Annotated in this window: 14 protein-coding genes; 3 read left to right on the top strand and 11 right to left on the bottom strand. The window is 72.9% G+C overall.

The features are described from left to right. Positions 1–7 precede the first annotated feature (7 nt). Entirely contained in the window at positions 8–682 is a 675-nt protein-coding gene (locus AC6JBM_RS27160; protein ID WP_497986388.1) for an alpha/beta hydrolase, read from the top strand. Between the two features lie 5 nt (positions 683–687). On the opposite strand, the gene AC6JBM_RS27155 is transcribed toward AC6JBM_RS27160, so the two are convergent. From AC6JBM_RS27155 to AC6JBM_RS27110, 10 genes are all read right to left on the bottom strand, one after another. Next, a complete protein-coding gene (locus tag AC6JBM_RS27155; protein WP_497986387.1) occupies positions 688–1,494 on the bottom strand; it encodes an NAD-dependent epimerase/dehydratase family protein in 807 nt (268 codons plus the stop codon). 17 nt (positions 1,495–1,511) lie between these two features. Then, entirely contained in the window at positions 1,512–5,603 is a 4,092-nt protein-coding gene (locus tag AC6JBM_RS27150; RefSeq protein WP_497986386.1) for a hypothetical protein, read from the bottom strand. Then, complete coding sequence (locus tag AC6JBM_RS27145; protein WP_497986385.1) at positions 5,600–6,544, bottom strand: carbohydrate ABC transporter permease; 945 nt, start codon at positions 6,542–6,544, stop codon at positions 5,600–5,602. The genes AC6JBM_RS27150 and AC6JBM_RS27145 overlap by 4 nt, the downstream gene beginning before the upstream one ends. Next, entirely contained in the window at positions 6,541–7,359 is an 819-nt protein-coding gene (locus AC6JBM_RS27140; protein WP_497986384.1) for a carbohydrate ABC transporter permease, read from the bottom strand. Before AC6JBM_RS27140 ends, AC6JBM_RS27145 begins: the two co-directional genes overlap by 4 nt. 114 nt (positions 7,360–7,473) lie before the next feature. Continuing rightward, positions 7,474–8,862, bottom strand: a complete 1,389-nt coding sequence (locus AC6JBM_RS27135) for an ABC transporter substrate-binding protein (protein ID WP_497986383.1) — start codon at positions 8,860–8,862, stop codon at positions 7,474–7,476. Between the two features lie 37 nt (positions 8,863–8,899). Next, positions 8,900–10,165, bottom strand: coding sequence for an enolase C-terminal domain-like protein (locus AC6JBM_RS27130; protein ID WP_497986382.1), 1,266 nt, complete (start codon positions 10,163–10,165; stop codon positions 8,900–8,902). Between the two features lie 104 nt (positions 10,166–10,269). Then, positions 10,270–13,152, bottom strand: a complete 2,883-nt coding sequence (locus AC6JBM_RS27125) for a DOMON domain-containing protein (protein WP_497986381.1) — start codon at positions 13,150–13,152, stop codon at positions 10,270–10,272. Positions 13,153–13,210: 58 nt separating this feature from the next. Further along, positions 13,211–14,884 (bottom strand): alpha-galactosidase, encoded by a 1,674-nt coding sequence (locus AC6JBM_RS27120; protein ID WP_497986380.1) that lies wholly within the window; start codon positions 14,882–14,884, stop codon positions 13,211–13,213. 423 nt (positions 14,885–15,307) lie between these two features. Continuing rightward, positions 15,308–16,327 (bottom strand): LacI family DNA-binding transcriptional regulator, encoded by a 1,020-nt coding sequence (locus tag AC6JBM_RS27115; RefSeq protein WP_497986379.1) that lies wholly within the window; start codon positions 16,325–16,327, stop codon positions 15,308–15,310. A 306-nt stretch (positions 16,328–16,633) separates the two neighbouring features. Further along, positions 16,634–19,510, bottom strand: coding sequence for a glycoside hydrolase family 2 TIM barrel-domain containing protein (locus AC6JBM_RS27110; protein ID WP_497986378.1), 2,877 nt, complete (start codon positions 19,508–19,510; stop codon positions 16,634–16,636). A gap of 107 nt (positions 19,511–19,617) precedes the next feature. On the opposite strand from AC6JBM_RS27110, the gene AC6JBM_RS27105 reads away from it, so the two are divergent. Next, positions 19,618–20,769: a Gfo/Idh/MocA family protein gene (locus tag AC6JBM_RS27105; protein WP_497986536.1), complete on the top strand. Its 1,152-nt coding sequence runs from the start codon at positions 19,618–19,620 to the stop codon at positions 20,767–20,769. A 149-nt stretch (positions 20,770–20,918) separates the two neighbouring features. Further along, positions 20,919–21,887 (top strand): LacI family DNA-binding transcriptional regulator, encoded by a 969-nt coding sequence (locus AC6JBM_RS27100; protein ID WP_497986377.1) that lies wholly within the window; start codon positions 20,919–20,921, stop codon positions 21,885–21,887. A gap of 98 nt (positions 21,888–21,985) precedes the next feature. On the opposite strand, the gene AC6JBM_RS27095 is transcribed toward AC6JBM_RS27100, so the two are convergent. Continuing rightward, positions 21,986–25,597: a hydantoinase B/oxoprolinase family protein gene (locus tag AC6JBM_RS27095; RefSeq protein WP_497986376.1), complete on the bottom strand. Its 3,612-nt coding sequence runs from the start codon at positions 25,595–25,597 to the stop codon at positions 21,986–21,988. Positions 25,598–25,666 lie beyond the last annotated feature (69 nt).

Below are 25,666 nucleotides of genomic sequence, written 5' to 3'. Positions count from 1 at the left end.
CGGTGCAATGCCGCTGCACATGATCGTCCTGCCCGGCGGCGGGTATGAGCACCACGCAACGCACGAGGCCGAACCCGTGGCCGAGTGGCTCGGGTCGCTTGGCCTCGAGGCCGGCGTGCTGCGCTACCCGGTGGCGACCCGCCACCCCGGACCGTTGCTGGCGGTGCGGGCGGAGATCGCCGGGCTGCGACGGCGCGGCGTGCGGCGGATCGGCGTGATCGGCTTCTCCGCCGGCGGCCACCTCGCCGGCCATGCGGCCCTGGCGCCGGACGTGCGGCCGGACGAGCGGCCGGACCTGGCGGTGCTGTGCTACCCGGTCGTCTCGATGCTCCCCGAGCACCACGCCGGCTCGCGGGAGCAGCTCCTCGGCGCGGACGCGACGGCGGCGCAGCGCCGGGAGGCGTCCCTGGAGGAGCTGGTGACACCGCAGGCGCCCCCGTTCTTCCTCTGGCACAGCTCGGACGACGCGGTCGTCCCGGTCGAGCACAGCTACCGGCTGGCTCGCGCGCTGGCAGCGCACGACGTGCCGCACGAGCTGCACGTCTTCCCGCACGGCCGGCACGGGCTCGGGCTGGCCGAGGACGACGAGCCGGCCGGGCAGTGGACGCGGCTGTGCGCGCGGTGGCTCGCCGGGGTGGGCGCCGCCGCGCCGGCCGCGCAGGGCACGGCCGGCGCTCGGTAGCCGGGTCACCCGAGCGGCATGGTGCAGAACCCGCCGCCGACCAGACGGTTGCGGGGCGCGGCGGGGTCGGCGTCGCCGCCGGCCAGCGCCTGGGCGGCGTACCGTTCGGCGTCGTCGCGCGGGTGGTACCCGATGGCCTCCGCCTCGGCCAGCGACCACCACCGGCGGGTGTTGGCCGAGATGCCCCACAGGACGCGGAATCCGGCCGGCTCGGCCCGCAGGCACGCCTCGACCAGCCGGACCGCGTCCCCGGGCGAGAGCCACCTGGCCAAGTCCTCGGGGACCGCCGGAAACGGCCGGAACGCGCCGATGCGCAGGCACGTCACGTCGATGCCGAACCGCGAGTGGTAGAGGCTGCCCAGCGCCTCGACCGCGGCCTTGCTCACCCCGTAGAAGGTGTCCGGACGGGCCGAGCTGTCCGCCGGCAGCGGGCCGTGCACCGCCTCGTCGCGGGTGCGGAACCCGGCGGCGTGAATGCTTCCGGCGAGGACCACCCGCCGTACCCCGGCCTCGACCGCCGCCGCCAGCACCTGTTGCGTGCCGTCGATGTTGACGGCACGGATCGTCTCCCAGGGCGCCTCGCCGGCGCACCCGCCGAGGTGGACCACCGTGTCGACGCCCTCGCAGGCGGCGCGGATCGCGTCCGGGCCGGTGAAGGACGCCGTGTGGATCTCCACCCGTTCGCCCGGGGCCGCCGGCGGCTGCGGTTGGACGTCCAGCACCCGCAGCACCCGGCCCGGGCGGGCGAGTCCGGGCCGCAGCACGGTGCCGATCCGCCCGGCGGCGCCGGTGAGCAGGATCCGCTCGGACATCTGTGAACCCCCTGCGGTTACGGGCCGGCGATGGCCGGCGGTTCGGACGGCGCGTGGTACTCCCGCGGAGCCGTCCCCGCGGGCAGGTAGGGCGGCTCGTGGTACGTGTGTGTCCGGCGGAAGGTCAGCGGGACCGGTGGGCGCCAGTGCCGCCAACCACCAGGATCGGCCGGCACCGGCGCACTCGGCGGGCCGACGCCGTTGCCGTTCTCCGCGGCCACCGCGTACTCGTCGCCGGCGGCCGGCGCACGGTCGACGTAGGAGAACGCGAGCCCGGCGAAGATCTCGCGGTACCCGGCCTCGCCGCGGCGGCGGCGCAGCAGCCGATAGCCGCTCGCGCCGAGCACCTCACCCCAGCTCAGCTCCACGCCGTCCGGGCCCGGCAGCGGAGCCAGCCCGTCCGGCGGGGCGGGCGGGGCGTCGGTGACGTACAGCGGGTAGTCCGCGCCCGGCGGGGCATGGTGCCGGGAGTTCGCGGCGACGACCCGAACGTGCAGCTTGCGGCCGTCGGCCAGGCCGGTCAGCCGGCACGGGCTGTTGCGGGCGGTCGCGGCGGTGCGCCACGTGTCGCCGCCGTCGTCGCTGAGCTGGACCAGGTACCGTTCGGCCGCCGGCACCGGCGCGAAGTGCACCTCGGCGGCGCCGGCGGCGGCCACGGTGCGGCGCACCTCGGCGGGCGCCGGTCGGGGTGCGTGTGCGGTCAGCTCCCACCGGTGCCGGCCCGCCGGCAGCGCCACGGTCACCTCGTCGGGGGTCTCGCGCAGTGGCCGCACGAGCGCGCCGTCGACGTGGAAGGCCGCGCCGCGCCGGCCGGCCGGCACGCGCAGGGTCAGCGAACTGCCGGCCGCGGCGCGGTACGTGCCGTGGCACTCGTGCGCGTCCGCCCGGTAGCGCAGACTGATGCCCAGGTCCCGGTCGTCGGTGGTGAGCACCACGTCGCCGGTGCCGATCGCGGTGCCGTGGAAGAGCACCAGCCGCCGCTCGCCGTCGCGCCGCAGCCGGATCACCCCGGCTGTGCCCCGGAAGCGCAGCCCGGCCGTTGCGGCGTCGGAGGTGCCGTCGAGCGTGACGTCGAGCGCCCCCGGTTCGTGATGGGCGGCCCGCTCGTGGCGGAACACGTAGTCCACGCTGTCCGGGCCGGTGATCCGGGCGCCCCAGGGCGTGCGGTGCTGCGGGTCGATCGTGAGGTCGTCGCGGTGGCTGACGATCGCCAGCGTGCTGCCGGTGGTGGCGTCGGGCGGACCCTCCAGGCGTACCCCCTGGGAGACCGGGGTGCGGAACTCGCCGCCGCCCGCGCCGTCGGTGCGCACGCCGCGCACCACGTGGATGAAGGGCATCCGGTCGGTGAGGTGGTCGATGCTGTTGGCGTCGTCCCCGGTGGGCCGGGTCAGCGTGGCCCACGTCCAGACCATCCGCTGGGTGGCCGCCACGGCGTCGTAGACGACGAGGTAGTCGCGGCCGACGAGGATGACGCTGCGGCCGAGATAGTGGCCGTGCACCGGGCTGCCGGGGGCGGGGGTGATCTCGGCGTACTGCGCGGTGTCCAGGTCGTAGTGCGGGCGGTCCAGCGTGTTGGGGCCGAGTGACCGGATCGCCCCGCCGCGCCAGATGCCGCACGAGCTGACGAAGGTGGCATCCGGCGCGCGCCGGTCTCCGGCGTCCTCCCGGCCGTGCCCGCTGTAGGCGCGCCCGCCGGCGTAGTAGTACAGGTGCCCGCTGCCGTTGTCGTCCGCGATGCCCCACCGGTAGTTGGGGCCGCGGTCGGTCTGCTGCAGGTGGACCGACACCTCGGTGGGCTCGCCGACGCCGGCGCGCAGCGTGATCCCGTACCCGGTGTACTTGGTGCTGCCCAGGCGAGGGTTGGTACCCCGGTCACCGGGCGGGGGATGCAGCACCCGCCACGGGTCGGCGGCGCCGCGCGGCTGGTCCAGGCGATGTCCCGCGGCGTCGCAGCCCCACAGCAGGTGTTCGGCGACGAGCGGACGGTAGCGGCGCAGTTGCTCGCCGAGCAGCCGCATCTCGATGGGTGGCCGGCGCGGCCAGCTTGCGTGCGCGCCCTGCGGCGGGTGCATGCGCAGCGCGCCGGGCGCGGTGGCCGAGACGTCCCGGTCCGGCGCGGCGGCGGTCATCACCGGGGCGCTCAGCGCGTCGACCAGCCAGTCGCCCAGGGCCGCGTACTGCGGCGTGCAGAGCCGGTTGCGGCCGTCGGCGCGGATGCCCAGCGCGTTGCCGAGCGTGGCCGGGCGCAGGAACGCCCACACGTACGTGGCGAGGCTCTCCGTCCATCGGCCGGGCCTGGCCTGCCGGTCGGGCAGTGCCGGCCGGGTGTTGAACGCCCCGGCCAGCCGCAGGAACGTCTCGAACTGGTCGAGCCAGTCGCCGGCCGCGGGATGCTCGGGGTACAACCAGGACAGGCAGGCCAGCGCCGCCTTGCCGTCGGACATGAAATTGGGGTGGCCGCCGAACATCCGCCGCATCGGCCCGATCTCCTCGCCGGCGCTGACGTAGGCGGTCAGCAGCAGCAGCGCGTCGACCCGGGCGGCGTCCTGCGGCGTCAGCTCGCCGCGCAGCCGGTCGTAGCCGTCCAGCAGCCGGTCGTACAGCGGCCGCTGGCCGATGTTGAGGTAGCCGGCGACCTCGTTCACGCCGTGCGCGATCAGCCGCGGGCCCTCGGCGCCGGCGAACAGCGCGGTGCGCAGTTCCCGCCCGGTGCGGATCTCGCCGGTGGCGCACAGCCGGCCCGGGCGCCGCCCGTCGTAGGTGAGCACCCAGTCCTTGACGCGGTCGAGGTCCAGGGTGCTGTGCCAGTGGTACAGCTGCCGGACGTGGGTGGACTGGTAGCAGGCGGCTCGCCGGGCCGCTTCGGCTTCGATGCCGTACCGCGCCGACAGCGCGTGCGCGTTCTCGTGCTGCGAGCGCAGTACGTCTCGGTCGCGTTCGTGGTCGTAGAAGGCGACCCCGGTGCGCCGGGTGCCGGTGCGCAGCGGCCACCGCCAGTGCAACTCCCCGTCGCGGTGCCGGAAATGGAGCTGCAGGTCCCGGGCCGAGGCCCAGGAGGCGTAGCGGCCGTCGTCCCACCGGCCCGGGTCGCGGACGAACACCCCGGCGGCGTCGCCGGTGCGCACGTTCCAGAACGTCGCATGTGGACGGATGTCCCAGGCGTACGCGGGCGCGTACGGTGCGACGGTGAAGGCCATGTCCGCCCGCGGATCCTCGGGCCGGCCCGGTCCGGAGAAGGCCGGATCCTCGCCGCTGTCGGCGACCAGCAGCGGCTCGTCGATGCCCGGCCACCGGTAGGTCTCCGGCGAGCCGGGGTCGAGGTGATCGGTGGCGTCCTGCGAGTACGGCCAGGTCGAGGAGAATCGGTGGGTGGGTGAGAAGCCGTCCCAGCGCAGCTCCCACCTGGGGGCGGGGCCGTCGATGCCGCGCATCCGCTCGCTCAGCTCCACGAAGTCGTATCCGTGCACGCAGCGCACGGTTGCGGTGTACCGGCCGCCGCCGGCGAGCCGGTACCCGACTTCGTAGGCGACGACCAGCGGCCCGGCCTGCGTCTCGCGCACGTCGATCCGCTCCACCTGGGCCCGCACACCCTCGAGTGCGGATCGGCCCACCCAGCCGTGCCCGCGGTCCAGCGCGAGGATCGGGCCGGGCACCGGCGGGGCCTCGGGTCCGGCGCCGGGCCGGTGGGATCGGGGCAGCCGCACCCGGATCGGTCCGGCGTCCACCACGATGCCGTCGTCGTCGTGCACGGCCGTCACCGGGTGGGCGACGCTCGCCAGCGGGATCGACTCGTCGGCACACAGCGTGTACTCGTGGGACTGCCCGGGCGCCAGGGCGGTGAGGAAGCCGACCACCGCGCTGCGCAGCCGTCCCTCGTCGTCGGTGCGCACCTCGGACAGCTGGAACGGCACCGGCGTGCCCGCGGTGTCGACCAGCCGCAGCCGCCGGGCCGGCAGGGCAGGCTCGGGCCAGCGCACCGGCCAGTGCAGCAGCGTCCGCGGCCACGCGAACTCGGGATGGTCGATCGGGTCGTGCAGCCGGAACGTGACGCTCGCCCGGCCCGGCTCCCACCGGGTGGTGTGCCGGTCGAGCCGGGCCGGGCCGCTCATTCGGTCCCGCCGGTCCGCTCGCCGGCCGCCGCCTGCGTCGGCGCGATGCCCTGGCTGCCCAGGCCCGCCCCGCCCGCTACGCCCTCGACGAGGTAGCGCTGCAGCAGGATGAACAGCACGAGGATCGGCGCCGCCACGATGAAGGTGGCCGCGGCCACGACCGGCCAGTTCTGGGTGTGCTCGCCGAAGAACGAGTAGAGGCCGCGGGTGACCGGCCACAGCGCGTCGTCGGAGAGCATGACCAGCGGCAGGATCAGGCTGTTCCAGGAGGCGACGAACCCGAAGATGCCGAAGGTGGCCAGCGCCGGCTTCATCTGCGGGATGATGAAGGTGAGGATGAACCGGATGTACCCGCAGCCGTCCAGCACGGCCGCCTCGTCGATCTCGCGGGGAATGCCCTTGATGTACCCGACGAAGAAGAAGAACCCGGCGCCGGACAGGCTGGTCATCACCAGATAGCCGGGCATGCTGTTGTACAGGTGCAGCGCACGGGCCTCGATGAACAGCGGGATCAGGCCGCCGGGCAGGAAGCCGGAGAAGATGAAGAACGTGTAGAGCGCGTTGGAGTGCTTGAAGTACCCGCGGGAAATGGGGAAGGCGAGGAAGACCCCGAGCACGAGGGTGATCGCCGTCGGGAACACCGAATAGACCAGGCTGTTGATCATCTGGCGGCCGAAGTCGCCCTCTTCCCACGCCTCGGCGAAGTTCTGCAGCGTCCATTCCCGCGGCAGGCCGGTCGGGTGCTGCAGGAATTCCGGGTAGGACTTGAACGCCTGCAGCAGCAGGTAGAACAGCGGCAGCGCGAACAGCAGTACCGAGATGAGCAAACACACCACGTTCGTGCGCGCGCCGCGAAGCAGCGCCCCGGTGCCGCGCCGGCGCCGGGGCGGCGTCGCGGCCTGGCTCCGGGTGCGCTCAGGCAGTACCGCCGAGGTCGTCACAGCGCCACCTCCCGCCGCCGCAGGGTCCACAGGATGCCGCCACCGACGAGCAAGGTGAGGAAGAACTGCAGCATCGCCAGCATCGAGCCGAACCCGAGCTGGCTGTTGCCGCTGAGGAACGCCGAGTTGAACATGTACATGCCCAGCGTCTTGGTGCCGAAGTTGCCCCCGGTGAGCACGAGGATGAGCGCGTACTCGCCGAGCGCGCCCACCACGGCCAGGAACATGTTCACCGTGAAGGCGGGCGCCAGCAGCGGGAAGGTCATGCTGCGGAACATGCGCCAACGCCCGGCGCCGTCCATCGACGCCGCCTCGTACACGTCCGACGGGATGTTGCGCAGCCCGGCGATGTAGATGAGCATCGAGTACCCGGAGAACATCCAGACGTTGACCAGCATCACGAGGGGCAGCGCCAGCTGGTTGGAGCCGAGGAAGGTGCTGGTGACCCCGAAGGCGCCCTGCAGGATCTTCTCGGCCGGGCCGGAGAACGGGTCGAAGATCAGCGAGAAGATCGCCCCCACGACTGCGACCGAGAAGATCTGCGGCATGAAGATGAGCGCCCGGTACACGGCGTAGGACCGGCCCCGCCGGTTGAGCAGCAGGGCCAGCCCGATGCCGATCGCGTTCTGCACGATCGCCACGCCCACCACGTAGATGAGCGTGACGCGCACCGCGCCCCACACCTCCGAGGAGAGCGCGGTGAACGCGCTGGAGTAGTTGCACAGGCCGCAGAGGTTGAGCGGCGTACCCGGCAGGCCGGAGTATTGCGTGAACGAGTACCCGATGGTCGCCAGCGACGGGTACAGCCCGAACACCAGCCACCCGAGTCCCGGTATCGCAATGCTCGCCCATGGAATGAACCGTCGGGTCCGTGGGGTGCCGAACAAGCAGCGTGACACGCCGCCCTCCCTTCTACCGTGGGGTACGGACTAGCCGAGGGCCTTCTGGTAGGCGCCGGCGGAGCGGGCGAGGATGGTGTCCACGCTGTCGTTGCCGATCGGCGCCATCTTGTACAGGTCGGGACCGGCCGCGTCCGTGGAGGCACCGGCGGGCGCCCACGGGACGGTCAGCGCCACGAACGAGTCGCTCATGTGCGAGTTCAGCCAGTCCATCCACGGCAGTCCGGTGTTCTGCAGCGCCGGCTGGGTGGAGATCGAGCCGGTCGCCTCCAGCCACTTCTTGTAGTTGTCCGGCTGGGAGAAGAACTCCAGCCACTGCATCGCGAGATCCTTGTGCGGCGCGCTGGTCGGCACCACCCAGGTCAGGTCCGGCTTGATGACCACCCGGTTGGCGGCGGGGTCGTTCGTGCCGGGCAGCATGAAGAAGCCCAGGTTCAGCTTCGGGCCGGCCTGCTGGATTGTCGCGCCGTCCCACGAGCCGTCCAGCAGGAACGGGAAGTCGTCCGGCTTGCTGGCCCACGCGCCCGGAGCGGTCTGCTGCGCGACGCCCGCCGCGGCCGGCTCGAGGTACACCATCGCCTTCTGGTACTGCTCGGAGATGTCTTTGTAGACCGGGTCGGCCCAGGACTGCGTCTTCTGCCAGAACGCGGTGGCCCGGTCGGTGGACACCTTCACCGAGTCCGCGCCGGGGTGGCCCGCCATCAGCGTCTGGTTCATGATGCCGTGCCAGACGCCGGCGTGCATGCCGTCCTTGCCCGCGGCGAAGATCGGGGTGATCCCCTTGGCCTTCAGCGCCGCGCAGTCGTCGAGGAACTCCTGGTACGTCTTCGGTACCTGCATGTTGTACTTGGCGAGCAGGTCCTTCTTGTACCAGACGGAGCCGGCGGAAACGTACTGCGCCGCCATCACGCCGTAGATCCCGCCGTTGTACCCGACGGCGGCCTGCTGCACGGTCGGGTCGTAGTTCTTCATGAACGGCTGGTCCTTGAGGTCGACCAGCTGGCCCGCGGCGACCAGTGCCGCCGCTCCGCCGGGCTTCAGGTTGGTGTAGGACGGCGCGAAGCCCTGCTGGGTGGGCGCGAACTGGGCGAGCACGTCCACCGACTTGGACTGCAGCATGCTGCTGGTCAGCTGCTGCCACGCCCCGTTGGCCGTCGGCGCCTGCTGCAGCTTGACCGTCACGCCGGGGTGCGCCTTCTCGAATGCGGCGTTGAGCTGTTTGGTGAACTCGATCGCCCCCGGGTTGGTCCACTGGCCGATGGTCAGGGTGACCTTCTCGGCGGAGCCGGAGTCCGAGCCGCCGCTGCAGGCGGTCAGGCCGGTGACGAGGCAGGCGCCGGCCGCGACGGCGGCGACCAGCGGCACCGCTGGGGTGCGCCGGCGGGCCGCGGCGGCCCGCGGGTTGGTTGGGGTGTCCACGGTGTTGCTCCTTCGAGGATCGGGGTGTCGGAACGGGTTACGGGCGTTGCAGGGCGCCGTCGGCCCGGCGGGGCGGCGCCCAGGCGTGGCCGAGGCGCCGAGGCGGGAATCGCATCGCCAGGTTCTCGTCGAAGTCGATGCCGAGGCCGGGCCGGTCGCTCGGCCACAGGTGGCCGTCGCGGATCTCGGGGCAGCCGGGGAACACCTCGCGCAGCTGCGGCGCGAACAGGTGCTGCTCCTGGATGCCGAAGTTGGGGCTCGCGAGGTCCAGTGCGAGGTTCGCCGCGTGCCCGATGGGCGAGACGTCGCCCGGCCCGTGCCAGGCGGTGCGGATCCCGTACACCTCGCAGGCATTGGCCAGCCGCCAGGCCGGCGTGATGCCGCCGATCGCCGAGACGTGCACGCGGATGAAGTCGCACAGCCCGTCGGCGAGCAGCGGGCGGTACTCGGCGGGGTTGGTGAACAGCTCGCCGATGGCGATCGGCGTGCTGCACTGGCCGCGCAGCCGGCGCAGCCAGTCGATGTCCTCCGGGGCCACCGGGTCCTCGAGGTAGAACAGGCGGAACGGTTCGAGGTCCTTGGCCAGCCCGACGGCGTCGGTCGGGTGGACCCGCTCGTGCACGTCGTGGATGAGTTCGATCTCCTCGCCCAGCTCGGCGCGCAGGTGCGCCAGGAGCGAGACGACGGTGCGCCGGTACGCCGGCGGATCCCAGGCGTTGGCGGTCAGCGGCGGGCGGCTGCCGGCCGGCGCCGCGGCACTGGGCGCCCCGTACGTGCCGGCTCCCGGCACGGCGACCTGGCACCGCACGTACCGGTAGCCCTCGGCCATCATCTGCCTGACCTCATCGGCGACCTCGTGCGCGTCCCGGCCGGAGGCGTGGCCGTACAGCGGCACTGCGGTGCGGCATCGCCCGCCGAGCAGCTGCCACACCGGCAGCCCGGCCTGCTTGCCCTTGATGTCCCACAGCGCCATGTCCACTCCGGACAGTGCGTTGTTGAGTACAGGGCCGGAGCGCCAGTAGCCGCTGACGTGCAGCGTGCCGGCGATGTCGGTGATGTCGGCCGGGTCCCGGCCGATCAGCTGAGGCGCCAGGTACTCGTTGACCGCGGTGGCCACCGCCGCCGCGCGCTGGGTGAACGTCGCGCAGCCCAGGCCGTACAGGCCCGGTTCGCTGGTGTCCACGCGGACCACCACGAGCGTGGTGCCGGCGGGGGCGGTCAGCACCGCCCTCACGCCGGTGATGCGGATGGCCGGCGAGTCCGCCCACGGGGGCGCGGAGGGGGTACCGTCGACGCTGGTCACGGCTGGGTTTCCTTCTCTGCTCGGGCTCTGGTCGGGCTAGGGCTGACGATGGGGGCCCGCCGCGGGTCGCTCACCCCGCGGCCGGGCGGTTGTGCGGCGCCGGTTCAGCGGCCGAGGCCCCAGCGCGTGTCGACGCGGCCGCCGCTGAACTGCGCGCCGGTGCCCCAGAACGCCGCGAAGTTGTAGCCGGACGACTGGGGCGCCCCGAACTGTGCGGTGGAGTAGGTCATGCCGTGCCCGCCGGTTCCCGCGTCGGCGACGGCGAACGCGAACGCCATCGTGGCGTGGCCGCCCGCCGCGCCGGGCAGCGTCGCCTTGAGCTCGGGCAGCTGGTTCCAGGCGATGGCCACCTCGTAGACGGTCACCTTGGCGACGGCGTCGCGGGTGATGAGGATCCGGCCCTCGCGCCCGCCGGTGGCCGTGGCGTCCATCGGGCCCAGCGGGGTCGGCAGGGCGGCGTTGGTGGGGTAGTAGGTCTGGTAGTTGGTGCCGGGCGCGCACTGGCGGTGCAGCTGGGCGAAGGCGTTCTGGCTGGCGTGGTCGGGGGTGGCGCTGGCCAGCGTGGCGACGTAGAGGTGGGAGAGCGAGACCAGGCACTTCTCGTAGTGCCGGTCGCCGGCCAGCAGGTCGTCCGGCTTGTTGCCGGTGTCGAAGCCGAGCTGGATGCTGTCGGCCTGGAACGGGAACAGGTACGGATTGGCCGCGAACGCCACGTTGAAGGACGCGATGCCGTCCTGGATCTCGGCGCGGAAGTACAGGTAGTCGTCGTCCCAGGCGCCGCGCATCGCGTACTTCTTGGTGTCGCCGGTCGCGCTGACGCTGGTGAGCGTCACCGGGATGACGTCGCTCCACTGGTCCGCGCCGCCGCCCACGGTCATCGACCGGCAGGGCAGATAGGCGACCCGCACGGTCTGCGACCCGCTCGGCGTGACGTCGTTGCGCCCGGGCAGCTTGATCGTCCAGTCCACGCGGTACTCGTTGTCCGGGCTCACCTGGTAGCCGGTGATCGGCAGGCTGACCACGTGCTGCTCGCCGGGCGCCAGCTCGTGCAGCGCGACGTTGGTGCGCTCCAGCGTCCATCCCGGCGGCGCGGCGACCCGCAGGATCGCCTTGAGCGCACCGGGCGACACGTTCTCCACCCGCACCTGCAGCTCGCTGCCCGCGCTCAGCGGCTTGACCAGCGCCAGCGGGGTGACCAGCAGTGGCGTGTCGTACTCGAAGGAGGCCCTGCTGGTCAGCACCTCGCGCAGTTCCTCGGCGCTGCGGTCGGTGTCGAAGTAAAGCACCTCCCACGGGTTCAGCGGCAGCTTCACCAGGTTCGACGACCCGTCGGCCAGCTGCCGGCCGAGGTAGTCGTAGACCCGCACGCCGTGGGCGTCGCGCAGTTGCAGGGTGCCGTGGTACCCGGCGGCGGGCGACTCGTCGCTGCCCTTGTAGATCTGGTCGGCGTAGATCGCGGCCCGGCCCTTGCCGTCCTCGGTGCGGAACAGGAAGCCCCAGGTGGACTTGGCGTCGGGGTACAGCTCGGTCTGCAGGGTCGCGTCCTCCAGGATGCTGGTCATCGTGGTGTAGGCGACCACCGCCGGCAGCGGCGTCTTCGTGCCGCTGTCGTAGATGTTGAACTCCTGGCCCGAGTAGGGCTTGTCGTAGCACAGCGAGAACCAGAAGATCCGGATCGGCGAGTCCGCCTCGGCCCCGGCGAGCATGTGCAACAGGTAGGTCGGGGCCAGGGTGCGGGCCACGCCGTAGATGGCCTGCTCGACGGGCAGGCTGGGGAAGGAGTTGACCACCGAGGTGCCGCACTCGGTCTGCCACTGCCCGCCCCGCCCGCCCGAACGCGACCAGCGCCTGTCCATCTCGACCTGCGTCTTGGCCATCGCGTACTGGGTGGCGTCGGGGTATCCGTAGGCGTGGTTCACCGAGCCGTCGATGTACCCGGTGTCGGTGGAGCCCTTGGCGTACACCGCGTCGCGGTTGTAGCTGACCGAGCCGCCGCCGACCAGGTTGACGTCGGGGAAGTCGGGCTTGACCCGGTCCCAGATCAGCTTGCTCATGTCGCGGTAGTCCTGCGAGTCGCCCGTGGACCAGTACCGGCCGTGCACCCACGGCTCGTTCCACAGCTCCCAGTTCTGCACCAGGTCCTGCAGCGGGGCGATGGCGTGGTACACCATGTCCGCGTGCGCCACCATGTCCTTGGGCCGGTTGCGGTACGTGGGCAGCGGCCGGCCGTTCGCGTCGGGCTGCACGTTCCAGGACATGTTGTAGTTGATGCCGCCCATCGGGGAGATGCCGTAGCTCAGCCACTCGGCCACCTCGGCCCGGGCCTTGTCGATATCGGCCTGGCCCCAGAACGTGTTCGGCGCCGGGCTGACCGTGTCCGGCTGCACCGAGGCGAGGCCCCGGGTCCACTTGACGCCCATCAGCTGCGCGATCCGCTTGGTGACGGCCGGGTTGCCCTCCGAGCGGATGCCCAGGCCGAACGCCGAGCCGGGGCGCACCCCGGACACGGTCGGGCGCAGCACGCCCAGCCCCAGTGTCTTCGCCAGCAGCTGCGCACCTCCCGCGTCGGTGACGGTGACCGAGACCCGGTAGTAGTCGGGATCCAGTGCGCCGAGCGGGATGGTGGTGGTCTGCGGCGTGCCCGCGCCGGCGGTGAAGCTCGCGGTTGCGGTGCGGACGGTCTGCGTGCTGCGGGCCTTGACCGCCCAGGCCACCGTGCCGCTCAGCGGGTCCTGGGCGGTGACCGTGACGAGCAGCTCGGGGGTGGCCCGGCCGGAGACGTCGATGGGGAACAGCGCGGTCGGGTCGTCGAAGCGCAGGTCGATCGACGGCGCGGTGGCCGCCTGCGCCGCCGGGCCCGTGCTCATGACGCCGGCCAGCGCAGCGCCGGCCGTGCCGGCGGCACCGTAGGCCAGGGCCCGGCGCCGGGTGATGCCCCGGGCGTCGGTGCCCGGGCTCGTGGTGCTGGGGTCAGGGGTGTCGGACATGCACAAACCTCCGAGGGTGTGTCGCGAGGACCGTCGGTGCGCAGTTGCGATGCGGGGGTCAGGCGGGGGAGAGCCGGCACAGGCCGGCCGGCGGCACCGGCAGGCGGTGCAGACCGGGGCCGAGCTCCCGGATGTGGACGCCGGCCGGTCGGCCGCAGGCGTCGGTGACCTCCAGGCGGACCCGGGCGATGTCGGCGAGGTCGAGCACGAGGTGGTCGGCGGTGGTCGAGTTGATCAGAGCGACGTCGGTGAACCGTCCTGGTTCCAGCGGCACCACCCGGTGCTCGCCGAACACCGTGATGACGGCCCGGTCGCCGTTCCAGGCGGTGACGGTGGCGTCGCGTTCGTCCGGCCGGCCGGCGCGGCGTTCGCCGTCGATCAGCACGTCGCGGTACCGCCGCCACAGCCCCAGCCACCACGCCGTCATCGCGCGGTGCTCGGCGGACAGCTCCGCGAGCCGCACCGAGACCTGCGGGACCGCGTAGAGGGCGGAGTGCAGCTGCCGGGCGGCCGCCTCGACGCCGGCGCGGGGGTCCCACATGAGCATGTCGCAGTGCACCGCCGCGCCTGGGGCGAGCCGGGCGATGTCCAGCGTGCGCACCCGGTTGGCGGTCGCGTCCGCCGGGCAGTCGCTGGCCCGCAGCAGGTTGCCGAAGCGGCGCATGCCCGGCCCGGCGTAGGGCTGGCGCAGCTCGATGAGCAGGTCCTCGCCGCGCAGCGCGCGCAGCCGGGTGAACAGCTCGTCGAGCAGGGTGCGCATCGCCTCGCTCACGTCGGCGGCCCGGTCATCGTCGCCGGTGCCGTAGACCATGGCCGTCTCCAGGAAGTCGAGCTTCAGCCCGTCGAGCCCGTAGCGCTCCACGAGCTCGGCACAGCGCTCGACGACGAAGGCGCGCACCTTGTCCTGCCGGGGGTCGAGCACCTGGCACGCCAGGCGCGGCACCCGGTGGGGGGCGAGGCCTTCGAGCGCGCCGTGGGCGAGGCTGCGCTCGCCGAGCAGCAGCGGCGCGATCCAGGCGACGTAGGAGAGCCCCATCTGCCGTACCCGGCGTACGTGCGCTGCGAAGTCCGGGAACTTCGCCGGATCGGGCGTCCAGTCGCCGCAGCCGGAGTACTTGCGGCTGCCGGCGTGTGCCTGCCAGCCGTCGTCGAGCAGTAGCAGCCCGCATCCGAGTTCGGCCGCGACGGCGGCCTCCGCCTCCACCGCGGCGGCGCTGACGTCGCGGTGCATCGAGTACCAGGTCGAGTACGCCGGGGTGCGGCCGGCCTCGGGAGTGCGCAGGGCGTCGCCGGTGCCTGGCATCCACCGGGCCAGGGCGCGCAAGGCGTCGTCGGCGGGGCGCCCCGGCGCCTCGATGCGTAACCGGCACTCCTCGCCGGCCCGCATCGGCATGGCAAGCCATACGCCGAAGCGGGCCGTGTCCTCCGAGACGCCGAACCGGATCAGGGTCGTCGCGTCGCTTCGGTCGCCGGCGAAGGCGAGCAGCGACCGGCCGGCGCCGTCGTACAGGCAGCCCGCGACGGCCGAGTCAATGAGCCCGACCCGCTGCCAGTCGCCCTCCCAGTCCGCCGGCAGCGGGCGCTTCCAGTCGGCCGCGGGGTGCCAGTAGCCGACTCCGTCGCCGAGTGGGACGTCGAGTCGTACCAACGTTGTCCCAGAGTTGGTGCTGAAGATCTGCACCACGGTGGCGTCGGCCCGTGCATCGGCCTGCACCCGCACGCCGTCCGTCAATGTGGTGACGGCAATGTTGCCTACATAAAGGACATTTCCATCGATCCAGAGGTGCGAGTTGTCCGTTACGTCCATCAAAGTTGCCCTTCCGGCCCTAGCGGGGGCTTAGCGCGGGGGAACCGTAACCCGCGTGAGACAACGTTGTCCAGACATCGGCCCGGGGCAACTCCGGAACCGGGGCGACTTCGAGGTGGCTGAGCACGGGCCGGCGGACCGGCCCCCGCCGAGGGCGAGGCTGCCGGGATGGGCTGATTTCCCTTGGTAAAGGTGCGTCCGCGGGCACTCGCCGGGCCCCGGTCGGCACGGGGCGGTGGGGGAGATCGCGGACCGGTGCGACGGCCGGCCCCGCCGGAGCGGGAGCGGCGGTGCGGTCGAACGTTGTCTCACACGGTTGCCGGGCGGCGTGACCCGGCCGGGCGCCGGTCAGCCCTTGCTGCGCTCCACCAGCGTGGTCGGGATGACGATCGTCTGGGGCCGTGAGCGGTCTCCCGCGATTCGCTGGAACAGCAGTTCCGCGGCGACGCGGCCCATCTCGCGGGCGTCGGTGGAGACGACCGTCAGCGGGTGCGGCACCAGCTCGGCGGCCTCGAAGTCGTCGAAGCCCACGATCGCCACGTCGCTGCGCTGGCGGCCCAGCACGCTGAGCGCGGCGAGGGTGAGCCGGTTGGTGAGCGTGAACAGGGCGGTGGGCGGCTCCGGCGACTCCAGCATCCGCTCCACCGCCGCCTGCGTGTCGGGGACCGAGTGCAGCCCGTCCCGGATCAGATCTGGCCGGTACGGCAGCCCCGCACGCTCCATCGCGGCCTCGGCCGCCGTCAGCCGCTCGCGCATCGTGTAGATCGTCAGCCGGTCCGCGAGCACCCCGATGCGTTCGTGGCCCAGCGCCACCAGGTATTCGATGGCGCTGCGCGCGCCCTGTTCGTTGTCGATGAGCACGGTGTCGGCCCGCACGCTGGTGGGCGGGCGGTCGAGGAAGACCACGGGCGTGCCCACCGCCATCTCGGCGCGCAGGTGGTTCTGGTCGCCCCCGGCCGGCACCACGAGCAGCCCGGCGACCCGCCGCTCACACATTTCCAGCACCAGGCCGCGTTCGCGCTCGCTGTCCTCCGCCGAGCTGGCCGTGATGAGCATGGCGTCGTGATCGAGCGCGCCTTGCGCGGCCCCGGCGGCCAGGCTGGAGTAGAACGGGTTGGCCAGGTCCTCGTCGATGACCAGCCCGATGGTGCCCGACGTGCTGCGCGAGCGGAGGCTGCGCGCCATGTCGTTGCGCCGGAACCCCAGCTCCGAGACCGCGGCCAGCACCCGCTCGGCCAGCGCGGGGTCGACCGTCGGCACCTGGTTGACCACCCGCGACACGGTCTTGAGACTGACCCCGGCCAGCCGGGCGACGTCGGCCATGGTCGGGCGGTAGGGGCCCGTACCGGTCATGGGCGGTGTGGTCATCGGACTCGTGGCTCCTGAGGCCTGCGCGGACGAGGATCTCACGGTACCGACGTTATCCCGCGCCACCAATCCGACCGGCTGGCGCGGACAAAGTCCGTGGCGGCCGATGGCGTCGCGCTCGACCAAATGCAACGAGATCCAACCAGAACCAACGGCACCCCGCATCCGATGGATCAGGCCGGGATTGCCTGGCCAGCGGCTTGGTGCCGGTCACAGCTCGACAGCACGTCTACCAAGCCGGGGGCCACCTCCGCGTCTCGAGAACAAAACCGCACACCACGATCCGACGAAATTCCAGAAGCGACGCTACTGTTCCAGCCGCAACGAGAAGGACAGCGCGAACGGTCCGGCCGCCAGCACGTCGCCAGGTCCCGGGCCGGGGCCGCAGGCCGCGCTGCCCAGGCCCTGCTGGGCGACGTCCAGGTTGACCACGACCCGCTCGCCCGGCACCAGGTCGGTGGTGTGCCGGGCCCGGTCCAGCTGCTCGCTGCTCCACCGCCGCGCGCTGAACTCCACCGTCGGATGACCGATGATCCGCAGGCCGGAGCCGTCCGGCGCGCGCAGCCGGGCCCAGCGCACCGCGGTCCGGTTGCCGTTCTCCTGCGGGTACACGTAGGGCGTCTGCAGCTCGTCGACGGTCGCGGTGAACCGGTCGACGCGGACGGCGGCGCGGGAGTCGGCGTACGCCTCGCCGGGTCCGCCGCCGAACCACTCGACCTCGCCCAACCGGCCCGGCACCGCCAGGCGCATTCCGGCCCGCGGCAGCGGCACGCTCCACTCGCCCTGCGGGACGACCGAGGCGGTCAGTCCCACCGTGTCGGAGTCGGCGGACCAGCGGCAGGTGACCAGCAGGGCCACGTCGGAGCCGGCCGGCGCGACCCGGGTCACGGTGACCAGCTCGTCGCCGTCGATGGCCAGCTCCCGCAGCCGATGGGTCATCCGGTCCAGCCCGAGTGCCCGCCAACGGCGCTCCAGCGGATCGGGACCGAGCCGGTCATTGTCGATCGGTGCCCGCCAGACGTCCAGCCGCGGGCCGGCCACCTCCAGCTCGCCGATCCGGACCAGCCGGCCGTACCGCGGCTCGAACACCGCCGGACCCAGGCGGAGCAGCCCGTCCGTTTCGCGGCGCACCCGCGCGCCGGCCGGCCGGGGCACCGGCAGCGCCGGCCGCAGCCGGGTCTGGGCCCGGCCCAGGACACTGCCGGCCGGCAGCCCCGGCCGGTCCGCCATCGTGGTCGCGGTGACGGTCAACCAGGTCTCCGCCGGCGGCAGTCCGGACAGCGGCGGCAACGGCACGCTCGTCGCCGTCCCGGCCACGAGCTCGGGCACCGCCAGGACGCCGTGCGCGACCGGCTCGCCCTCGGCCGCGCACTGCCAGGTGAAGCGCACCCCGGCCAGGTCGCGCAGCGCGTACCGGTTGCTCACGCGCAGCAGGCCGTCCCCGGTCAGCTCCAGGCGCACCGGCGCGTAGACCGCGGCGAGCTCGTCCAGCGCCGGCGACGGCGTGCGGTCGGGGAAGACCAGCCCGTCGATGACGAAGTTGCCGTCGTGCAGCGGCTCGCCGAAGTCGCCGCCGTAGGCGAAGTACTCCCGGCCGTCGGCCGTGCGCCGCCGGATGCCGTGATCGATCCACTCCCAGACGAAGCCGCCCTGGCAGCGCGGGTACGTGTCGAACAGCCGCTCGTACTCGGCCAGCCGGCCCGGCCCGTTGCCCATCGCGTGCGCGTACTCGCACAGGATGAACGGCAGCGCCCGCCGGGCCTGGTCGGGGTCCTCGCCGCGCCCGATCGCCTCGACCTCCTCCGGCGAGGCGTACATCCGGCTGTACACATCGACGTAGCGGCAGTCGCCGTCGCCCTCGTAGTGGATCGGGCGGCCCGGGTCGCGCGAGCGTGCCCAATCGGCCATCGCGGCGAGGTTGACCCCAGTGCCGGCCTCGTTGCCCAGCGACCACAGGATGACGCACGGGTGGTTCTTGTCGCGCTCCACCATGCGCCGCATCCGGTCCAGGCAGGCGTCGTGCCAGCGCGGGTCGTCCGTCGGGTTGCCGCGCCAGCCGACCTCCGAGAAGCCGTGGGTCTCCAGGTCGCACTCGTCGATCAGCCAGAATCCCAGCTCGTCCGCGAGCTCGAGCACCAGTGGGTGCGGCGGGTAATGGCTGGTGCGGATCGCGTTGACGTGGTGGCGTTTCATCAGCTCCAGTTCGGCGCGCACCACCTCGGCCGGCACGACCCGGCCCAGATCCGGGTGGAACTCGTGCCGGTTGACGCCGCGCAGCTGGATGCGCCGGCCGTTGACGGTGAGGATGCCGCCGACGATGGCCACGGTGCGGAAGCCGACCCGCAGCCGGGCGGTCTCCGTCGCCGTGCTGACCGCGAGGTCGTAGAGGGCGGGGCTCTCCGCGCTCCACGGTCGCACGCCCGGGATCGCGTGCGGGCGGTCCGCCGGCGCGTCGCGGAGGCCGAGCTCGGGCGCCGTGAGCCGGGCACCGGGCGGGGCCTGCACCCGCAGCGTCCCGGTGCCGGTGCGGTCGTCGAAGTCGGCGTGCACGAACACGTCGTCGATGCCACCGGCCGGGCGCAGCTGGAGGGTGACCGGCCGGAAGATCCCCGGCAGCCACCACATGTCCTGGTCCTCCAGGTAGCTGCCGGCCGACCACTGGTGCACGCGCACCGCGAGCACGTTGCGCTCGCCCGGGCGCAGTGCCGTGGTCGCGTCGAACTCCACCGGCAGCCGGCTGCCCTGGGTGACGCCGAGCTCGACGCCGTTGAGCCAGACCCGGCCGCACGAGTCGACGCCGTCGAAGCGCAGCACCGCCCGCCGGCCTGCCCACTGTGCCGGCACCTGGAAGGCGACGCGGTGGTCCCCGATCGGGTTTTCCGCCGGCGGGTACGGCGGGTCGACGGGGAACGGGTAGCGGATGTTGGTGTAGGCGGGGGCGCCGTGGCCGTGCATCGGCCAGCTCGACGGCACCGGCAGCCGCGCCCAGTGCCCGTCGTCGAAGTCCGGCGCCCAGAAGCCGTCCGGTGCCCGGGTGGGGTCCGGGGAGAGCAGGAAGCGCCAGGTGCCGGTCAGGTCGAGGGTCGGCGCGTCGGTGCGGACCGCGGCGCGCGGGGGCAGGGCACCCACGCAACGGCCGAAGTCCGTGAGGTAGGCGGGGGTGCCGTCCATCGGAGTCGTCATGCTCGGAGGTCCTTGTCGACTGGGCAGGCGGGGCGTACTACGGTGATCACCGTAGCGGGAAAGCGCTTGCCTGTACGAATCGCGGTGACTGGAGGATCGAGGACGTGATGGCTCGTCTGCCCGGATCGGGGCCGCCGCGGGTCGCGCTGGTGGGCACCGGTGGGTACGGGGCGGTGCACTTCGACAACATCGAGCGCCTCGCCGGCGCGGGGCGGCTGCGCTTCGCCGGCTGCACCGATCTGCGCCCGCCCGGGCCCGGCCTGCTCCAGCGGGTCGCCGGGCTGGGCGGCACCTTCTTTGCGGACTACGAGACCCTGCTCCGGGCGGGGCCCGACGTCGTCGTGGTTGCCACGCCGCCGCACCGGCATCGCGAGATGGTCTGCGCCGCGCTCGCCGCCGGCGCGCACGTGCTGGTTGAGAAGCCACCCGCGGTCGAGCTGGCAGATCTGGACGCCATGACCGCCGCCGCGACGGCCGCCGGCCGGCTCTGCCAGGTGGGCTTCCAGAGCCTCGGCTCGGCGGCGCCGGCCCGGCTGCGGGAGCTGATGGACGGCGGCGATCTCGGCGAGATCACGGGCATCGGCGCGACCGGCTGCTGGACCCGCGCCGACGGGTACTACGCGCGGGCGCCCTGGGCCGGGCGCCGGCGGCTCGACGGCGCCGCGGTCAACGACGGCGCCCTGTCCAACCCGTTCGCCCACGCCGTGATGAACTGCGTGGCGCTGGCCGGCCTCGGCGCGGCCGATCGGCCGCGGGCGGAGGCCGAGCTGTACCGGACCCGGCCGATCGAGGTTGAGGACACCGGCTGCCTGCGCCTGGCCGCCCCGGGCCGGCCCCCGATCACGATCGCCGTCACCCTGTGCGCCGAGCGCCCGCGTCCGCCCTACGTGCTGGTGCACGGTGAGCGGGGGAGCGCGCGGTGGTGGTACGAGACCGACGCGCTGGAGGTCGCGCCGGCCGACCGGCCCGCGATCACCGAGCGACACACCCGCGTCGACCTGCTCGAGGACCTGCTCCGGGAGGTACGCGACCCGGGCGCCGGACTGGCGTGCCCGATCGAGGACACCCGGCCGTTCGTCGGCGTCGTCGAGTGGCTGGCCGGCCGGCCCGTCCGGCTCGTACCGCCAGGGGCCCGCCGCCGCCACGACGACGAACTCGGGCCGAGAAACAGCATCGCCGGGGTCGAGGAGGACATTGAGCGCGCCGTCGCCCAGTCGCGGCTGTTCTCCGAGCTCCGTCCGCGGCCCGGCTGGCTGTAGCCCGAGACGGCTGCCGTCCGCTCGCCGCTTCCGGTGGGCCGCGGCGCCGTATTGCGCACGGCGGTCCGATGGCGCAGTGTTAGCAGCCGGACGGTACGGGAGGCCATGTGGAACCGGTGAGCCCCGCGACGTTGGCCGAGATGGCGAGGATGGCCGGCACGTCGGTCGCGACGACCTCGCGTGACTTCACCGGCGGCCCGGGACGCCCCGCACCGGAGCTGCTGCGAGGACTCTCCTACCTGCCCAACGCCGCGGCGCTGGCGGCCGGGCGTGGCCACACCAACGTCGTCGGCCTGATCGTCCACGACATCAACGACCCGTACTTCTCCTCGATCGCCGCCGGGGTCACGGGGGCGGCCGACGAGCAGGACATGATCGTCACCCTGGCCGACACCCGGCGCCGGCCGGAGCGGGAGTCGAAGTATTTGGCGTCGCTGAGGCAGCTGCGCTGCCGGGCGGTCATCCTCGCCGGCAGCCGCAGCGCCGACCAGGCCTCGGAGGCGCGGCTGCGGCGGGAGATCGACTCGTTCACCGGCGGCGGGGGCCGGGTGGCGATGATCAGCCAGCAGCTGCCCGGGGTGGACACGGTGCTGGTGGAGAACAGCGCGGGCGCCCGCGACCTCGCCCACGACCTGTTCGATCTGGGGCACCGGTCGTTCGTGGTCCTCGCCGGCCCGGCGTCGCTGCGCACGTCCCGCGACCGGGTCTCCGGGTTTCGCCAGGGGCTGGCCGACCGGGGACTGCGGCTGGACCCCGGGCACGTGATGCACGCCGACTTCACGCGCGAGGGCGGGTTCGCCGCCGCGATGCGCTGGCGCAGCTCCGGCATCGAGGCGACCTGCCTGTTCGCGGCGAACGACGTGATGGCGGTGGGCGCCATGGCCGCGCTCCGGCAGCTCGGCCTGTCGGTGCCGGAGGACATCTCGATCGCCGGGTTCGACGACATCCTCCCGCTCCGCGACATCTCGCCGGCGGTGACGACGGTCCACATCCCGCTGGAGACCCTGGGGAAAGAGGCGATGGGCCTGGTGCTCGCCCCGGACGGCGCCCTCGGGCCGCGGATCAGGCGCATCCGGTGCACCGTCCGGCTGCGGGAGAGCACCCGCCACGTCCCGTGAGGTCCGGCCGCGACCGGCCTGTGGCTGGATGGCTCCGCCTGGGACGAAGCCGCCGGTCGCCACGCGGAACCGCAGGCGGCTTGCGCACCGGCCATGTGTCAGCTGGCTGAGGTGCCGTATCCGCCGCCGCCGGGTGTCTCGACGACCAGCACGTCGCCTGGCTGGACGTCGACGCAGCCGCAGCCGGCGAGGGGGACGGAGCTGCCGTCGGCGCGCTCCACCCGGTTGGCCCCGAGCGCGCCGGGGGAGCCGCCGGCCAGGCCGTACGGCGGCACTCGCCGGTGGCCCGACAGGGTGCTGACGGTCATCGGCTCGCGGAACCGGATGCGGCGCACCGCGCCGTCGCCGCCCCGCCATCGGCCGGCGCCGCCGCTGCCGTGCCGGACGGCGAACTCGTCCAGGAGCACCGGGAAGCGCCATTCGAGGACTTCGGGGTCGGTCAGCCGGGAGTTCGTCATGTGGGTCTGCACCACCGAGGCTCCGTCGAACCCGTCGCCGGCGCCTGAACCGGAGGCGACGGTCTCGTAGTACTGGTGCCGGTCGTTGCCGAAGCTGACGTTGTTCATCGTCCCGGACCCTTCGGCCTGGACGCCGAGCGCGGCGTAGAGCGCGCCGACGATCGCCTGCGACGTCTCCACGTTTCCGGCGACAACGGCTGCGGGGTAGGTGGGTGCGAGCATCGAACCGGCGGGCACCACGATGCGCAGCGGGCGCAGGCAGCCGTCGTTGAGCGGGATCTCGTCGGTGACGAGCGTCCGGAAGACGTACAGCACCGCTGCGGTGACGACCGACGAGGGCGCGTTGAAGTTCGTTGCCAGCTGCGGCGACGTGCCGCTGAAGTCGATCGTCGCGGCGCGGCCGGCGCGGTCCACCGTGATCCGTACCGCGATCGTCGCCCCCGAGTCCATCTCGTAGCGGTACTCGCCGTCGCCGAGGGCGTCGATGACGCGCCGCACCGCCTCCTCGGCGTTGTCCTGGACGTGCCGCATGTACGCCTGCACCACGTCGAGGCCGAAATGGCCGATCATCCGTCCGACCTCTTCGACACCCTTGGCGTTCGCGGCGATCTGGGCGCGCAGGTCGGCGAGGTTGGTCGCCGGGTTCCGGGACGGGTACGGCGCCTCCGTGAGCAGCCGGAGCGTCTCCTCCTCGCGGAACCGGCCGTCCTCGACCAGCGGCCAGGTGTCGAACAGCACGCCCTCCTCGTGGACGTCGCGGCTGGTCGCGGGCATGGAACCGGGCGTGAGCCCGCCGATCTCCGCGTGGTGGCCCCGGGAGGCCACGTAGAACAGCACCTCGGACCGGTCGGCGCCGAAGACGGGGGTGACGACGGTGATGTCGGGCAGATGGGTGCCGCCGTGGTACGGGTCGTTGATCGCGTACACGTGGCCGGGCCGCATGCCGGGGCAGCGGCGGATGACCTCCTTGACGCTGGCGCCCATCGAGCCGAGGTGCACGGGGATGTGCGGCGCGTTGGCGATGAGATTGCCGTCCGGGTCGAACAGCGCGCACGAGAAGTCCAGCCGCTCCCGGATGTTCACCGACTGCGCGGTCGACTCCAGCCGGGCGCCCATCTGCTCGGCGATCGACATGAAGAGGTTGTTGAAGATCTCCAGCAGTACCGGGTCGACCCGGGTGGTCGCCCCGGATGCCCCGTCGCCTGGCCGCATCCGTTCCAGGAGCAGGTGGCCGAACTTCGTCACCGCCGCCCGCCAGCCGTCGTCGACCACCGTGGTCGCGTCCGCCTCGGCCACGATGGCCGGGCCGCCGACGGTGTCGCCGGGGCGCAGGCGTTCCCGTTCGTACAGCGGCACGTCTCGCCACGCTGCGCCGGTGTACAGGCGGGCGGTGGTGAGCGGTCGTGCGGCGGCGCGTGCCGGCGGGCCGGCGGGCTCACCCGTGCGGGAGAGGTCCGGGGGTTCGGTCAGCCCGACGGCCTCGAGCGAGACCGCCTCGACGATCAGCGGGCGGTCCATGAGGAACGCGTACATGCGCCGGTATGCGGTCCGGAAGGACGCCACCATCGCGTCGAGCCCGGCGAGCTCGACCGGCAGCGCGGTGTCGGTGCCCTCGAAGCGCAGGTGCACGCGCCGGTGCACCCGGATTCGCCGGGCCGGCACGTCCTCGTCCAGCAGCTGCGAGCGGGCCGCGGCCTCCAGCGCGTCCGCGACATCGGTCAGGCGTTGCATGACCGCGGGCTCCAGGCGGCTCTCCACCGACTGTTCGCGCATCGCGGTGGTGTCGGCGAGGCCGATGCCGAGCGCGGACAGCACGCCGGCCATCGGCGGCACGAGCACGGTGCGGATGCCCAGCGAATCGGCCACCGAGCACGCGTGCTGACCGCCGGCGCCGCCGAACGTCGTGAGCACATACCCGGTGACGTCGCGGCCCTGCTGTACCGAGATCCGTTTCACCGCGTTGGCCATGTTCGCGACCGCGATCTGCCGGTACCCCTCGGCGACCTGCTCCGGCGTGCGCTCGTCGCCGGTCTGCCTGGCGATGGCCGCGGTCAGGTCGGCGAAGCGCTGTCGGACCACGCCGGCATCCAGCGGCTGATCGCCGCCCGGGCCGAAGACCTGGGGAAACGTCGCGGGCTGGATGCGGCCGAGCATCACGTTGGCGTCGGTGATGGTGAGCGGGCCGCCGCCGCGGTAGCAGGCCGGTCCCGGGTCGGCACCCGCGGAGTCCGGGCCGACGCGGTAGCGGGCGCCGTCGAAGTGCAGGACCGACCCGCCTCCCGCCGCGACGGTGTGAATGTCGATCATGGGGGCGCGCAGCCGTACCCCCGCGATCCGGGTGTGGAAGACCCGCTCGTACTGGCCGGCGTAGTGCGACACGTCCGTGGAGGTGCCGCCCATGTCGAAGCCGATCACCTGGTCGAAGCCGGCTAGCTGCGACATGCGCGCCATGCCGACGATGCCGCCGGCCGGACCGGACAGGATCGCGTCCTTGCCGCGGAAGTGCCCCGCCTCGGCCAGGCCCCCGTTGGACTGCATGAACATCAGTCGTACGCCGTGCAGCTGCCTCGCCACCGCTTCGACGTACCGGCGCAGCACCGGCGACAGGTACGCATCGACGATCGTGGTGTCGCCCCGCGGCACCAGCTTCATCAACGGGCTCACTTCGCTGGAGCACGAGACCTGATCGAAGCCGATCCGCTCCGCCAGCATCCCGATGTTCCGTTCGTGGGCCGGGTACAGGTGGCTGTGCAGGCAGACCACCGCGGCCGCGCGGACGCCGCTGTCGTGCGCACGCCGCAGGTCGGCGGCCAGCCGGTCGACATCCGGCGAGCGCAGGACGGTGCCGTCGGCTGCCATCCGTTCGTCCACCTCGACCACGCGCTCGTACAGCATGTCCGGTGGCACGATGTGCCGGTCGAAGATGCGTGGCCGGTCCTGGTAGCCGATCCGCAGCGCGTCGCCGAAGCCTTCGGTGATGACGAGCACGGTGCGCTCGCCCCGGCGCTCCAGCAGTGCGTTCGTGGCGACCGTGGTTCCCATCCGCACCGCCTCGATCCGGTCGACCGGGATCGGCGCCGTATCGGCAACACCGAGCAGCGCCCGGATTCCGGCGACCGCCGCGTCCGCATAGTGTGCCGGATTGTCCGACAACAGCTTGCGTGTCACCAGCCGGTCGTCCGGCGTCCGGGCGACGATGTCGGTGAACGTGCCACCACGGTCGACCCAGAACTGCCACCGTCCACCTGCCACCGCGGATTCCCCCTCCCTCGGTGCCGGTGCCGCATCCCAGCGGGCCGCGGACGGGGTACCGTACCCCGT

It is taken from the genome of Dactylosporangium thailandense (genome assembly GCF_059739745.1).
The sequence above is the reverse complement of the archived record's forward strand: the minus strand, read 5'-3'. Positions and strand labels throughout refer to the sequence as shown.